This is a genomic window from Pseudomonas sp. PA-1-3F, assembly GCF_021609665.1.
GTDB lineage: Bacteria > Pseudomonadota > Gammaproteobacteria > Pseudomonadales > Pseudomonadaceae > Aquipseudomonas > Aquipseudomonas paracarnis.
In genome coordinates, this window is the sequence record NZ_WJZD01000021.1 from 1 (window position 1) to 13,143 (window position 13,143).

Sequence of the window (13,143 nt, forward strand, 5' to 3'; positions counted from 1 at the left end):
GGTTGGCGCAGCCGTCGAGGTACTTCTGCCAGGCCCAGTCGTACTTGAATGGCACGAGTTGGTTGAGGTCGGCGCGGCAGTTGATCATGCGCTTTTCGTCAACGGCGACGCGGGCGGAGGCGCCTTCCAGCTCGGCGAGGCCTTCGGCGACGTCGAGTTTGTCCAGGGCGGCCTTGGCGCGCACGATGGCGGCGGAGTCGTTGGCGGTGACGGCGCGGGCTTCCACGGCGGCAGCGGCGCCGGCACCGTCGAGACGGTCCATGTTGGCTTCGGTGGCGTGGCCGGCGTTGGCGCCTTTGATCACCGCTGCACCGGTGTCTTCGTTATCGACTTCATCCCAACTCAGCATTGAAATACTCCCTTCTGATCCGTTCTGACGGTGTTCAACCCGTCCAAAAAATGTGCGATTTGCAGGCTACCAGGCATTGAAATACTGCGCTGAGTGTGGTCGGTAAATACCGATTCTGCACACTATGTAGTGGTCTGTTTTGTTTGTGGGCACACTATATGGTGTGTAACAAGGTTGGTCAACGCACAAGATGTGCGGTTATAAGTCGCTGCCGAACGTTGGGCGCCGGGCAGATGGGAGGCGAAGAATATTTACTCAATATGTCTTTATGGAATAGATAAATAGTTATTTATTCCTTTTAATCTTTTCTATCGAGGCGCAATTTGAGGGCCTGCGCATTCGTGCGGATTGACCCAACAGCCAAAAGGAAAGCCGACATGACCATCAAAGCGATCAACGTGCGCAACCAGTTCAAAGGCGTGATCAAGGAGATTCTATTGGGGGAAGTGGTGTCGGAAATCGACGTACAAACCGCGTCTGGCATTGTGACGTCGGTGATTACCACACGTTCGGTGCGTGATCTGGAATTGAAGGTGGGCAGTGAAGTGATTGCCTTCGTGAAATCGACTGAAGTGTCCATCGCCAAGTTGTGAATGAATAATGTGGGAGGGGATTGCCTGCCCCTCCCACGAATGCTTCGTCGGGCAGGTTAGCGCTGGCGCAAGGCACGTTCCATGCGCTGTATACCTTCCTCCAGCATCGCCCGTGGGCAACCGAAGTTCAGGCGCACGAACTGCTGGCTGTCATCGCCAAATTCGATCCCTGCACTCAGGCCGACCTTGGCCTGCTCCAGGAAAAACTGCTGCGGGTCATCCAGGCCAAGAGCGCTGCAATCGAGCCACGCCAGGAAGGTGCCCTGTGGTGCATGCATCACCACACCAGGCAAGCGGGTCTTTACTGCATCGAGCAGGTAGTCACGGTTGGCCTGCAGGTACTGCAACAGCGCGCTGAGCCAGTCGGCGCATTCGCTGTAGGCGGCACGGGTGGCTTCCAGGCCCAGGGGGCTGACGCTGTCGACCATGCCGCAGCGCGCGTTATTCAAACGCTCGCGCACTGCCGCGTTCTGGACCACCGCAAAGCAGGTCTTCAAGCCGGCCACGTTATAAGCCTTGCTCGCCGACATCAGGGTGATGGTGCGCTGGGCAATCTCGGGGCTGAGGCTGGCGGTGGGGATATGGCGACGGCCGTCGAAGCACAGCTCTGCGTGGATCTCGTCGCTGATGAGCAGCGCGCCAGCTTCCAGGCAGGCATTGGCTACCGCCGTCAGTTCCTCCCTGGGAAATACCTTGCCGATGGGGTTGTGCGGATTACTCAGCAGCAACGCACCGGCACCGCTCAATGCCTGGCGCATCGCAGGCATAGGCGTGACGTATTCGCCGTTGAGCAACTCGAACGGCATTTCGATGCGTGGCAGATTCCAGTTGCCCGGCGCCAGGCGAATCGGCCGATAGTTGGGGGTTTGCAGCACCACCGCCTGGCCAGGCTGGACGAAGGCGTGCAGGGCCATATTGAAGCCAGGCTCGACGCCAGGCAGGAACAGCAGTTCTTCGGGCTGTACGCGCCAGGCGTACTTGGCCCACAGGTCAGCGACGATGGCATCGCGCACGTCCGGGCCGGCCACGCTGTAGCCGAGAATCTGCTGGTCGAGCCGCGCGTGCAGGGCTTGCAAGATGGCGGGCGGCGCGGCGATGTCCATGTCGGCGATCCACATCGGCAGAACGTCTTGCGGGTAACGGCTCCACTTGGTACTGCCGGTATCGAAGCGTGGGTGGATCGTGTCGAAATCAAAGCTCATGGACAGGCTCGTATCAGGGCGGCTGCGAAAGAATGGCGCCGATTCTAGCGCCATTAATTTTATAGGCCAGAGCTGATTGCCGCCTTGCACAGCGGTGTGCGTTCCATGACCGACAAGTTCTGTAATAAAAACGCCATTGCGCTGGGGATTGAATCAGCGAGGGGCTATTTTGGTGCATCTCAATAATCAGAGTAGCCATGGATGAAATACCAACCCTTGAGTCACACCTTGATTGCTACCGCGCTGGTATTAACGGTCAACGGGGTGCACGCAGCTTCCCAAGCCCCGGTTGCGGGTGAAAATGGCATGGTGGTCACGGCCCAGCACCTGGCAACCCATGTGGGTGTCGATGTGCTCAAGGCCGGCGGTAACGCAGTCGATGCGGCGGTGGCGGTGGGTTACGCACTGGCGGTGGTGTACCCGGCGGCGGGCAACCTCGGCGGTGGCGGTTTCATGACGGTGCAACTGGCGGACGGGCGCAAGACCTTCCTCGACTTCCGCGAAAAAGCCCCGCTGGCGGCGACGGCCGATATGTACCTCGACAAGGCCGGCAATGTGGTCGAGGGCCTCAGCGCCAAAGGCCATTTGGCGGTCGGCGTACCGGGTACGGTGTCCGGCATGGAGCTGGCCCTGAGCAAATACGGCACCCTCAAGCGCGCCCAAGTGATTGCCCCGGCGATCAAGCTGGCGGAAAACGGCTTTGAGCTGGAGCAGGGCGATATCGACCTGTTGCACACCGCCACCGGTGAGTTCGAAAAAGACCAGGATATGCGTGGCATCTTCCTGCATAACGGCGAGCCGATGCAGGTAGGCCAGAAGCTGGTGCAGAAGGACCTGGCCAAAACCCTGAAGGAAATCTCGGCCAAGGGCACCGACGGTTTCTATAAAGGCTGGGTCGCCAAGGCGGTAGTGGATTCCAGCCAGGCCGGCAAAGGCATCATCACCCAGGCCGACCTCGACGCCTACAAAACCCGCGAACTGGCCCCCATCGAGTGCGACTACCGTGGCTACCATGTGGTCTCGGCGCCGCCACCCAGCTCCGGCGGTGTGGTGATCTGCCAGATCATGAACATCCTCGAAGGCTACCCAATGGCCGACCTGGGCTATCACTCGGCCCAGGGCCTGCACTACCAGATCGAAGCGATGCGCCACGCCTACGTGGACCGCAACAGCTATCTCGGTGACCCGGACTTCGTGAAGAACCCCATCGAGCATCTGCTGGACAAGAACTACGCGGCCAAGCTACGTGCGGCGATCGAACCGCAAAAGGCCGGTGATTCCCAGGCAATCAAACCGGGTGTATCGCCCCATGAAGGCAATAACACCACCCACTATTCCATCGTCGACAAATGGGGCAACGCGGTCTCGGTGACCTATACCCTCAACGACTGGTTTGGTGCCGGGGTGATGGCGAGCAAGACCGGGGTGATTCTCAACGATGAAATGGACGACTTCACCGTCAAGGTCGGCGTGCCGAACATGTACGGGCTGGTGCAGGGCGAAGCCAACGCCATCGCACCGGGCAAGGCGCCGCTGTCGTCGATGAGCCCGACCATCGTCACCAAGGACGGCAAGGCGGTGATGGTCGTCGGTACACCGGGGGGCAGTCGCATCATCACTGCCACCTTGCTGACCATCCTGAATGTCATCGACTACAAGATGAATATCCAGGAAGCCGTGGACGCGCCGCGCTTCCACCAGCAGTGGATGCCTGAGACCACCAACCTTGAGACGTTTGCCGTGAGCCCGGATACCCAGAAGATTCTCGAGAGCTGGGGCCATAAGTTTGCTGGTCCGCAAGATGCCAACCATTTGGCGGCGATCCTGGTCGGTGCGCCTGCTCTGGATGGCAAGCCGGTGGGTAACAACCGCTTCTATGGGGCCAATGACCCGCGACGCAATACGGGGTTGTCGTTGGGTTACTAAGGCTTCACACCGTTGGTGTAGGAGCGAGCTTGCTCGCGAAGATCGTTAACGATAACGCGGGGTGCCTGATTCACAGCGGCGCACTCCGGTTTTTCGCGAGCAAGCTCGCTCCTACAGGGGGAAGGCGAGCAACTGCTTGACGGCGGTAAATGCCGCCTGGCGGCGCTGCTCCCAATCCCCGCCAATCACCACCAGCGGCTGTCGATGCTCCTGCATCCACTCCAGGCTGGCCTGAAAAAACGCCCGGCGATCCGCCAGTTCCGGCTGGCAGCGCTGGCCGTCGGCACTCCATTCCACATCCTCGGGTGAGAGCAGCAGGTGCAGGTCGTAATGCCGCGCCAGAAGTTCGTCATCAAGCCAGCCGGGATAGTCGCCGAACAGGGTCTGGCTCCAGAGCTTGTTGGTCAGCAGGTGGGTGTCGAGGATCAGCAAGGCGGGGCGTTTGGCGCGGGCGGCATCCTCCCAGGCCAACTGGCCCTGGGCAATGGCCGGGATATTCGCCAGGGTGGTGTCGCGCTGATGCTGGTCGATGAAGTACCGCACATATTCCCCCACCATCAACCCGCCGAAGCGCGCGTGCAACTGCGCCGCCAGCCAGCTCTTGCCGCTGGATTCGGGGCCCGCCAATACCACCACTTTCATGCGCGTAACGCCGGGTCGGCGCGCCACTCGCGCCAGCCTTGCACGGCAATCACGGTAAACAATGCATAGAGTGCAGCCGTGAGATAGAGGCCTTTGTAGAGGAACAGGCCGACGAAGATCACATCCACCACAATCCACAACGGCCAGCACTGCACGCGTTTTTGCGCCATCCACATCTGCGCGACCAGGCTGAAGCCGGTGAGGGCGGCGTCGAGCCAGGGCTGGGCGGCGTCAGTCCAGTGGGCCATGGCGGCGCCCAGCAGCAGACTGCCGACGGCGCCCACAGCCAGGCTGGCCATGATTGCCGGCGCTTTCAGGCTGGTGACCTGGCGGCCTTGCTTGACCTCGCCAGCGCGGGTCCACTGCCACCAACCGTAAACTTGCAGCGCCGCGTAGACCACTTGCAGCAGCATGTCCGAGTAGAGCTTGACCTCGAAAAACACCCAGGTGTAGAGCAACACCATCACCAGGCCGATGGGCCAGCACCAGGGGTTTTGTTTGACCGTCAGCCAGACAGCGATCACCCCCAGGGCGGCGGCGAACAGTTCAAGCCCGGACATGGTGGATCCTTGGGAGAGTGGGAGAGGGCGGTGATTGTACCCAGAGCTCACCGATCCTCAAACACAGCAATGCGTCATTGCCCTCTGTAGGAGCGAGCTTGCTCGCGAAGATCGTCAAGGTTACCGCGTATTGTCTGAATAACCGCGGTGCCTATGGGTTTTTCGCGAGCAAGCTCGCTCCTACAAAAGGCTAATCAGCGCTAGATTCGGAATTGGCGCAGCAACCCATCAAGCTGCTCACTCAAGCCACGCAACTGCGCACTCGCCACGCTCGATTGCTCCGCCGCCAGCGCCGTGCTGTGGGACAGCCCGGCCGCTTGGGTGACGTTCTGGTTGATGTCTTCCACCACATGGGCCTGCTGCAGGGTGGCGCTGGCAATCGAGGCGTTCAGGCCGTTGAGGTTATGCAGCGCCTGGCCGATGGCAGTCAGGCTTGCACCGGCCTGGCCGGCTTGCTCGATGGTCAGTTGCGAGGCGCTGTGGCTGTCGCTGATGACCTTGACCGCCGCTTCCGAGTGGCCTTGCAGGCGCTCGATCATTACCTGGATCTCGGCGGTGGATTTCTGCGTGCGCTGGGCCAGCAGCCGCACCTCATCGGCGACCACCGCAAACCCACGGCCTTGCTCCCCGGCGCGGGCGGCTTCGATGGCGGCGTTGAGGGCGAGCAGGTTGGTCTGGTCGGCGATGGAGCGGATCACCTCCAGTACCCCGCCGATCTGCGTGCTTTCGCTGGAGAGTGTGCGGATCACCTCCACAGCCTGGCTGATGGTGGTGGAGAGCTGGTCGATCTGCTGCAAGCTGCCGTCGATGTTGACCTGGCCCTGTTGTGCCTGGGCCTGGGCATCGCGCATTTCGCTGGCGGCGTGTTCGGCATTCTTCGCTACGTCCTGCACGCCGTAAGTGACTTCGTTGATGGCGGTGGCCACCAGTTCCATCTGCTGCGATTGCTGCTGGCTGCGGTCATGGGCCTGGCTGGCGTTGTGGCCCAGCTCGGTGGACGACTGGCCCAGGGCGTTCGCGCACACCTGCAACTGGCCGACAACCTGGCGCAGCTTGGCGGTGAAGCTATTGAAGTGCTGGGCCAGTGCGGTCAGTTCGTCACGACCATGGGTGTCGAGGCTGTGGGTCAGGTCGCTTTCGCCGCTGGCGATATTGCCCATGGCATTCACCGCCGCCTGCAACGGCTGCACGATGCTGCGAGCGATCAACACCACCAGCACGGCCATCATCAACGCAATGCCCAGGCCAATGGCCGAGGCTTTCCACACCTGGCCCCTGAATTCAGCCTGTACATCGTCGACGTAGACGCCGGAGCCGATAATCCAGCCCCAGGGTTCGAACAGTTGGATGTACGAGGTTTTCTCTACCGGCGCTTCGGCGCCGGGCTTCGGCCAGCGATAGTTGACGATGCCGGCGCCCTTGGCCTTGGCCAGGCTCACGAATTCGTTGAACACGGCGAAACCGTCCGGGTCGCGAATCGCCGAGAGGTTCTGGCCGTCGAGCTTGGGGTTGGCCGCGTGCATGATCATCACGGGGGTGAGGTCGTTGATCCAGAAGTAATCATCGTGGTCATAACGCAGGCCGCGCACCGCGCTCAGGGCCTGTTGTTGCGCGGCGTCACGGGTCAGTACGCCGGTTTTCTCCAGGTTCTGGTAATAGCTGAGTACGCCACTGGCGGTCTGTACCACGTGCTGGGTCTGCTGGCGCTTGGCCTGGTAGAGGTCGCCGTGGATCTGGTTGAGCATCAACAGCCCCAAGGCCAGCAGCATCAACACGGCGACTATCAGGATCAGCCAAAGGCGGCGGCTGATCGACATGCTGCGCAAACTGTTCATCGTCCTGTCACTCCCTGCTCTTTATAATTGTGGTGCTGCTTCGAGATTTCCGGCGTGTCTGATAGGCTTTCGGCCCGGAATCGAAAAACCTGAGTACTGCCTGATTTTTCACGGAATTTTTGCAGACCGGCGTTGAGAATCAACTGCGGGCGCTTGTGTGCGCTCGTCGTCAGTGAACTTAAAAAAGACTAAGAGGCATGCCACGCGCATGACCTTTGGAGACAGCATGGATTTTTGGACCGCCATACAGGCATTGATTCTCGGCATCGTCGAGGGGCTTACGGAGTTCTTGCCGATCTCCAGCACTGGCCACCAGATCATCGTCGCCGACCTGATCAATTTTGGCGGCGAGCGTTTCGAAGCCTTCAATATCATCATCCAGCTGGGCGCGATCCTGGCGGTAGTCTGGGAGTTTCGGCGCAAGATCTTTGACGTGGTCATCGGCCTGCCGACCCAGCCCAAGGCCCGGCGCTTTACCGTCAACCTGATCATCGCCGTGTTGCCGGCGGTGGTATTGGGGGTGATTTTTGCCGACCTGATCAAGCACTATCTGTTTAACCCGATCACTGTAGCGACTGCCCTGGTAGTGGGTGGCGTGATCATGTTGTGGGCCGAGCGCCGCCAACATGCAGTGCGGGCTGAAACCGTCGACGACATCACCTGGAAAGACGCCCTCAAGGTCGGCCTGGCCCAGTGTCTGGCGATGATCCCGGGCACTTCGCGCTCCGGTGCAACGATCATCGGCGGCCTGTTGTTCGGCCTGTCGCGCAAGACAGCTACCGAGTTCTCGTTCTTCCTGGCGATGCCGACCATGGTCGGTGCGGCGGTGTACTCGGGCTATAAATACCGTGACCTGTTCCAGCCCGCGGACCTGCCGGTGTTCGCCATTGGCTTTGTCACCTCGTTCATCTTCGCCATGATTGCGGTCAAGGCCCTGCTCAAGTTCATCGCCAGCCACAGCTACGCGGCGTTTGCCTGGTACCGGATTGCGTTCGGCCTGGTGATCCTGGCGACCTGGCAGTTCGGCTGGATCGACTGGACTGCGGTCAAGCCATGACTATCCAGCACCCACGCCTGAAGGCGCTGATCTTTGTACTGCTGTGTGCCGCGCCGCTGCTGGGCTCGGCGTTGCTGTGGTATCGCGGCGAAACGGTGATCCCGTTGATGGCCTATGGCGTGGTCAGCGTGGTGGCGTTCTTCTTGTACTGGAGCGATAAGCGCAAGGCGCAGACCGAAGGCTGGCGCACCCCGGAAAACATCCTGCATGCGGTGGAGTTGGCGGGCGGTTGGCCGGGGGCGTTGATTGCCCAGCAGGTGTTCCGGCACAAGACGCGCAAGGTGTCTTACCAGGTGTTGTTCTGGGTGATTGTGCTGTTGCACCAGGTGTTCTGGCTGGACCAGCTGTTCCTCGGCGGCACCTTGCTGTCAATCCTCTAGCCGCAAGCCAATCTGTGTGCGCTTGGGCAGCTTGCTTACCACCAACTGGTGGGAGCGCTGCAACAGGCCACGCAGTTCCTCTGCGCCCAAAGGGTAGGGCGTGTTCATGATGACCCACTGCGCCCTCGCCAGGTAAGGCGCCGGGTGAATGCCCGGGCGGTCGACGTGACCCAGGAACAGTTCTTTGTCGACCTTGAAGGCCAGCGACTCACCGCGCAGGTTCTGCAAGGCGAACATCTTGTTGCCAGCAATCGAGAACACCCGCACGCCACCCCATTTATAGTCTTCGCGGGCGCCTGGCAGGCTCAGGCAAAAACGTGCGACTTGTTCTTCCGTCATGCTCATAACAGCCGATCTCCACAGCCTTTGAAGCCTTCTTCCAGATAGTCGATCCAGGCCCGGATGGCCGGCAGCACGCCGCGCCGGTGCGGGTAGACCGCCTGCAGCCAGCCGCCTGGCAATGACCATTGCGGCAGCAGTTGCACCAGCCGGCCGCTGGCCAGTTCTTCTTCGCAGTACATCATTGGCAGCACCGTAAAGCCCACACCCATCATTGCGCTGGCCTTGCGCACGATAAAGTCTTCGATGCCCAGGCGCGCCTCCATCACTAGCTCGTGCATATTGCCCTGGGGGTCGATGATGCGTTGGTGCACCATTCGGTCCGCCTCGAGTGCGCCAAGGATTGGCAACTGCTTGAGGTCTTCCAGGGTTTCGACCCGCCGCTCACGCATGAAAACGGGGCTGGCCACCAGCACGGTATGCGCCTGGCGCAGGCGTTTGGTGACCAGCAACGGGTCTTCGTCGCCCAGTTCGCGTACGCGCAGCGCTACATCAATGCCTTCGGCCACCAGGTCGACGCGGCGATTCACCAGGGTCATGTCCAACTGCACCAACGGGTGCGCGGCCAAAAAACCGGCTACCAGCTCCGGCAGGATCTGCTGGGCCAGGCCCACCGGGCAACTGACCCGCAAGCGCCCCCGTGGTTCGCTGGACATACTGGCCACGGCCTCGTCGGCCATTTCCGCTTCAAGCAGCATGGCCTGGCAGTGGCGCAGGTAGCGTTCGCCGACGGCGGTGAGCGTCAGTTGCCGGGTGGTGCGTTGCAGCAAGCGTGCACCCAGGCGGTCTTCCAGTTCGGCAATGCGCCGTGAAAGCCTGGATTTGGGAATGCCGAGCAGCCGGCCAGCCGCAGCAAAACCGCCGGCTTCGACGACTTTGGCGAAATAGTAGAGGTCGTTGAGGTCTTGCATGGTGGGCCTATTGTCCTGTCAGTGGGACAAACTATCGCATTTCGGGTGGCTTATCGACCATTGGTTTCATGCGTAGCATCACCACCATCTGATCGCCACTGTCGATCCCACCTCGGAGATCCATCATGAAACTGTTGCACATCGATTCCAGCATCCTCGGCGACAACTCGGCCTCCCGTCAGCTCAGCGCCGGTGTGGTCAAGGCATGGCAAGCCGCGCAGCCGGGTGTGGAAGTGACCTACCGCGACCTCGCCAGCGAAGGCATCAACCATTTCTCCGGCGCTACCTTGGGCGCATTGGGCACTGCTGCGGAACTGCGCGATGCGGCGCAAAAGCACGAGGCTGAACTGAGTGCATCGTCGCTGGCTGAATTCCTCGCCGCCGATGCTGTGGTAGTCGGTGCGCCGATGTACAACTTCACCATCCCAACCCAATTGAAAGCCTGGATCGACCGCATCGCAGTGGCCGGCCAGACCTTCCGTTACTCCGAAGCCGGCCCTGAAGGCCTGTGCGGCAACAAAAAAGTCATTATTGTCTCCACCGCCGGCGGCCTGCATGCCGACCAAGCTTCGGGCGCTGCCCACGAAGGCTACTTGAAGCTGCTGTTCGGCTTCCTGGGCATCACCGACATTGAGATCGTGCGCGCTGAAGGCCTGGCCTACGGTGATGAAGTGCGCAGCAAAGCCATGAGCGACGCCAACGTGCGCATCAACGAGCAACTGTTCGCCGCTGCGTAAGGCTTATGTAAATTTGGCCTGTCCTCGGTTTCATTCTGAAACCGAGCGCCTAAACTCTGTATTCTGATCGCCTGAACGCGAGCGGAGTACGGAGTTTTTTCGTTGTGGCCCAGGATATGCACACATCCCTGCGATACCCTGGACTTTTTATTCGACAGGCCGGTTCTTGTGCAGCAAAGGTGGACGTCCCCATGATGCGTCTTTGTGCTGTTTTGGTACTTTCGCTGTTGGGCGGCCTGGTTTCAGTGCACGCCGCACCGGCACCGCACCCCCATTGGAGTGTGGGGTTTCATCGCATGAGTGTGCTCGACCCGCTGGATTCGCAGCCGATGAAGGCCATCGCGTTTTACCCTTCCACCGATACCGAACGCACCACGCCGCTGGGCGCCTATCAGGTCGCGGCCAGTGAAGATGCCAAGGTTGCTATCGGCCGTTTTCCGATGCTGATGCTGTCCCACGGCAACACCGGCACGCCCCTGGCCCTGCACGACCTGGCTACGTCACTGGTGCGTAAGGGATTCGTAGTGGTGGCGGTCCTGCATCCCGGCGACAACTATAAGGACCACAGCCGCCTGGGCACCGTGAGTAATCTGTATGGCCGGCCGATCCAGATATCCCAGGCGATCACCGCCACCCTGGCCGATCCGATGCTGTCGCCCTTTGTCGATGTCGATCAGATCGGCGTCATTGGTTATTCCGCCGGTGGCGAAACGGCATTGATCCTGGCGGGCGCCAAACCGGATTTCGAACGTCTGCGCCGCTACTGCCAGGAACGCCCCGAAGACCGCGACGCGTGCACCACCAAGGGCGAGTTGGTGGTTGATCGCGACGACTTGCAACCCCAGGCTGACCCGCGCATCCATGCGTTGATGCTGATGGCGCCGCTGAGCTTGATGTTTGGCCGCCATACCCTGGCGGACGTGCATGTGCCAGTGCTGCTCTACAGTGGCGATGGCGACCAGTTGGTGGCAGTGGACAAAAACGCCGCCGCCCTGGCGCGCAAACTGCCAGAGCCGCCGGACTTCAAGCTGTTGGCCGGGGCAGGGCACTTTGTATTCATGGCCCCGTGCGACAGTGATCAGCTGGCGACAATGCCAGGCATCTGCACCGATGCCGATGGTGTCGACCGCGAAGGGATTCACCGCGATATGGTCTCCGAGGCCGGGCGCTTTTTCAGTCGCACCCTCGGTGAGGCAACGCGTGCCGGCCTGCAGACGGCTGATCAGTAGGCGCGGCGCCTGAGCAGTACGGTCAGCGCGAGCGCGCTGACCGACAGCAACGCGGCGCAGAAGAATATCCAGCCGTAGCCAAGATTCAACGCCACGGCGCCCATCAACGGCCCGGCAATCGCCAGGGCCAGGTCGAAAAATACCGCATACGCACTCAGCCCCGCGCCGCGGCTGCTGTCCGGCACTTGCTTGATAGCTTCCACGCCGAGCGCCGGGTAAACCAGTGACAAACCAAAACCGGTCAACCCTGCGCCGATCAAGGCCACGCTGGTAGACGGTGCCAGCCACAACAGTGTCAGGCCCAGGGTTTCGATGATCATGCAGGCGATGGCGGCGGTGAACCCGCCAAACCGGCTGATGGCTGAGATAAACACCAGGCGCGAGAGAATAAAGCACATACCAAATACCGTCAGGCAATACGCCGCACCGGCCCAGCCACGATTCAGGTAATACAGCGTGATAAAAGTCGTCAACGTGCCGTAGCCAATCGAAGCCAGGCACAGGCTGGCGCCGAACGGTGCGATACGCCCGAACACCGCCCAGAACGGCAGCCGCTCGCCACGTACCACCGGCACCGACGGTTTATTGCGGATCAGCACCAGTCCCAACGACGCCAACACCGCCAGGGCAAGACCGAGGCTGGTGTAGCCGTAATCAGCCACCATCACCACGCCAAGTGGCGCACCAATCGCAATCGCGCCGTAGGAGGCGATGCCATTCCAGGAAATCGAGCGTGCGGTGTGCTCGGCGCCCACCGCGCCCATGCACCAACTGATGGTCCCCACGCCAATCAGGCCCTGGGCCACGCCGAGTAACAGGCGACCGGCGATCAGAATACCCAGGCTCAAGCTCGGCAGACTTTCCAGCAGCGTGGCGATAAAGGTCAGTACACCGCTGATCAGAATGCCGGCCAGGCCTAGCACGATCGCGCGTTTGGTACCGACGTTATCCGACATCCGCCCGGCCATCGGACGGCTGAGCAGTGTGGCAAGGTACTGCGAACCGATGGTCACCCCGGCCACCACGGCGCTGAAACCCAGTTGCTCGTGCACATAGCCTGGAATCACCGCTATCGGCAGGCCGATGCAGATAAAGGCAATGAAGGTGTAGAAAACGATGGAAACGATCTGCAGGGTGATCGACAGGGAGGAGGGGGCGGCAGGCATGAGTACTCAATCGCTGGCGGGCGGTAAAGCATCATGGCATATCCCGCATTACTGTAGGAGCGAGCTTGCTCGCGAAGAACGTCAACGATAACGCGGGTTGCCTGATTCTGCGCGGCGTCCTCAGGTTTTTCGCGAGCAAGCTCGCTCCTACAGTAGTAGAGCGTATGCAAAAAGCCCTGTCACAGGGACAGGGCTTTTGCTTGCAGCTAAGTGCTGT

13 protein-coding genes and 1 pseudogene are annotated in these 13,143 nt (G+C 60.9%); 6 read left to right on the plus strand and 8 right to left on the minus strand.

All coding sequences use genetic code 11. The annotated features are described in order from the left end of the window. Nucleotides 1–349 (minus strand): annotated as a pseudogene (locus GIV26_RS16280) (ribonucleotide-diphosphate reductase subunit beta); the annotation flags it as partial. A gap of 377 nt (nt 350–726) precedes the next feature. Here GIV26_RS16280 and GIV26_RS16285 point away from each other — a divergent pair. Then, nucleotides 727–942 carry a TOBE domain-containing protein gene (locus tag GIV26_RS16285; RefSeq protein ID WP_003173733.1) on the plus strand — a complete coding sequence of 72 codons (216 nt, stop codon included), beginning with the start codon at nt 727–729 and terminating at the stop codon, nt 940–942. 56 nt (nt 943–998) lie between these two features. Here GIV26_RS16285 and GIV26_RS16290 read toward each other — a convergent pair whose 3' ends face one another. Beyond that, nucleotides 999–2,144 (minus strand): MalY/PatB family protein, encoded by a 1,146-nt coding sequence (locus GIV26_RS16290; RefSeq protein ID WP_236281508.1) that lies wholly within the window; start codon nt 2,142–2,144, stop codon nt 999–1,001. Between the two features lie 201 nt (nt 2,145–2,345). On the opposite strand from GIV26_RS16290, the gene ggt reads away from it, so the two are divergent. Then, the gene (gene ggt, locus GIV26_RS16295) at nt 2,346–4,070 is read left to right on the plus strand and encodes a gamma-glutamyltransferase (RefSeq protein ID WP_054895942.1); all 1,725 of its coding nucleotides are present in this window, start codon (nt 2,346–2,348) and stop codon (nt 4,068–4,070) included. 111 nt (nt 4,071–4,181) lie between these two features. Here ggt and GIV26_RS16300 read toward each other — a convergent pair whose 3' ends face one another. The 3 genes from GIV26_RS16300 to GIV26_RS16310 all read right to left on the minus strand — a co-directional run bounded on the left by GIV26_RS16300 (nt 4,182) and on the right by GIV26_RS16310 (nt 7,107). Beyond that, on the minus strand, nt 4,182–4,712 hold the full coding sequence (locus GIV26_RS16300) for an AAA family ATPase (protein WP_236281509.1): 531 nt from the start codon (nt 4,710–4,712) through the stop codon (nt 4,182–4,184). Further along, the gene (pnuC, locus tag GIV26_RS16305; protein WP_034127339.1) at nt 4,709–5,272 is read right to left on the minus strand and encodes a nicotinamide riboside transporter PnuC; all 564 of its coding nucleotides are present in this window, start codon (nt 5,270–5,272) and stop codon (nt 4,709–4,711) included. The genes GIV26_RS16300 and pnuC overlap by 4 nt, the downstream gene beginning before the upstream one ends. A gap of 200 nt (nt 5,273–5,472) precedes the next feature. Next, entirely contained in the window at nt 5,473–7,107 is a 1,635-nt protein-coding gene (locus tag GIV26_RS16310) for a methyl-accepting chemotaxis protein (RefSeq protein WP_034127340.1), read from the minus strand. A gap of 226 nt (nt 7,108–7,333) precedes the next feature. On the opposite strand from GIV26_RS16310, the gene GIV26_RS16315 reads away from it, so the two are divergent. After that, nucleotides 7,334–8,164 (plus strand): undecaprenyl-diphosphate phosphatase, encoded by an 831-nt coding sequence (locus GIV26_RS16315; protein ID WP_044273643.1) that lies wholly within the window; start codon nt 7,334–7,336, stop codon nt 8,162–8,164. Then, nucleotides 8,161–8,544 (plus strand): DUF1294 domain-containing protein, encoded by a 384-nt coding sequence (locus GIV26_RS16320; protein ID WP_034127342.1) that lies wholly within the window; start codon nt 8,161–8,163, stop codon nt 8,542–8,544. The genes GIV26_RS16315 and GIV26_RS16320 overlap by 4 nt, the downstream gene beginning before the upstream one ends. Here the strand turns inward: GIV26_RS16320 and GIV26_RS16325 are convergent. Together GIV26_RS16325 and GIV26_RS16330 are read right to left on the minus strand one after the other, a co-directional pair. Next, a complete protein-coding gene (locus GIV26_RS16325; protein WP_034127343.1) occupies nt 8,533–8,889 on the minus strand; it encodes an MmcQ/YjbR family DNA-binding protein in 357 nt (118 codons plus the stop codon). The two genes, GIV26_RS16320 and GIV26_RS16325, sit on opposite strands and share 12 nt — an antisense overlap. Continuing rightward, on the minus strand, nt 8,886–9,794 hold the full coding sequence (locus tag GIV26_RS16330) for a LysR substrate-binding domain-containing protein (protein WP_014718355.1): 909 nt from the start codon (nt 9,792–9,794) through the stop codon (nt 8,886–8,888). The genes GIV26_RS16325 and GIV26_RS16330 overlap by 4 nt, the downstream gene beginning before the upstream one ends. Before the next feature lie 125 nt (nt 9,795–9,919). On the opposite strand from GIV26_RS16330, the gene GIV26_RS16335 reads away from it, so the two are divergent. Together GIV26_RS16335 and GIV26_RS16340 are read left to right on the plus strand one after the other, a co-directional pair. Further along, the gene (locus GIV26_RS16335; protein WP_034127345.1) at nt 9,920–10,531 is read left to right on the plus strand and encodes an FMN-dependent NADH-azoreductase; all 612 of its coding nucleotides are present in this window, start codon (nt 9,920–9,922) and stop codon (nt 10,529–10,531) included. A gap of 191 nt (nt 10,532–10,722) precedes the next feature. Continuing rightward, nucleotides 10,723–11,760 (plus strand): alpha/beta hydrolase family protein, encoded by a 1,038-nt coding sequence (locus tag GIV26_RS16340; protein WP_034127346.1) that lies wholly within the window; start codon nt 10,723–10,725, stop codon nt 11,758–11,760. On the opposite strand, the gene GIV26_RS16345 is transcribed toward GIV26_RS16340, so the two are convergent. Then, nucleotides 11,754–12,926, minus strand: a complete 1,173-nt coding sequence (locus GIV26_RS16345; protein ID WP_236281511.1) for an MFS transporter — start codon at nt 12,924–12,926, stop codon at nt 11,754–11,756. The two genes, GIV26_RS16340 and GIV26_RS16345, sit on opposite strands and share 7 nt — an antisense overlap. Nucleotides 12,927–13,143 lie beyond the last annotated feature (217 nt).